The 446-nt window shown below is 44.8% G+C and carries 1 protein-coding gene; it reads right to left on the bottom strand.

What is annotated here, in order from left to right:
- Nucleotides 1–446 (bottom strand): peptide chain release factor-like protein (locus GFC01_RS18190; protein WP_152948513.1); only part of this gene is annotated, 446 nt, incomplete at both ends.

Here is a 446-nt window from a genome sequence, read left to right as displayed (position 1 = left end):
GATACGCTCTGAACGATCCCCTGTTCCAACCGCAGATTTACGCGTTTGATCATATTCAGCCTGTGCTTCACGCTGGAATTTATCATAAATTCTCGCACGCAGTACTTTCATGGCTTTTTCTTTGTTTTTGATTTGCGACTTCTCATCCTGACAGGATACAACCACACCTGTTGGAAGGTGAGTTAATCGAACTGCAGACATGGTCGTATTGACACTTTGTCCGCCAGGTCCGCTAGATGTGAAAGTATCTACACGGATGTCTTTTTCATGGATATCAATTTCAACTTCTTCAGCCTCAGGCAATACAGCAACTGTCGCTGTTGATGTATGAATTCGTCCGCCTGATTCCGTTTCCGGAACACGCTGCACGCGGTGTGCGCCGTTTTCAAATTTCAGTTTGGAGTATGCGCCTTTCCCGCTGATCATAAAGATAATCTCTTTATAAC

The organism is Desulfofundulus thermobenzoicus (assembly GCF_009428905.1).
Classification (GTDB): domain Bacteria; phylum Bacillota; class Desulfotomaculia; order Desulfotomaculales; family Desulfovirgulaceae; genus Desulfofundulus_A; species Desulfofundulus_A thermobenzoicus.
Note: the sequence above shows the minus strand (reverse complement) of the source record. Positions and strands in the feature narration are given on the sequence as shown.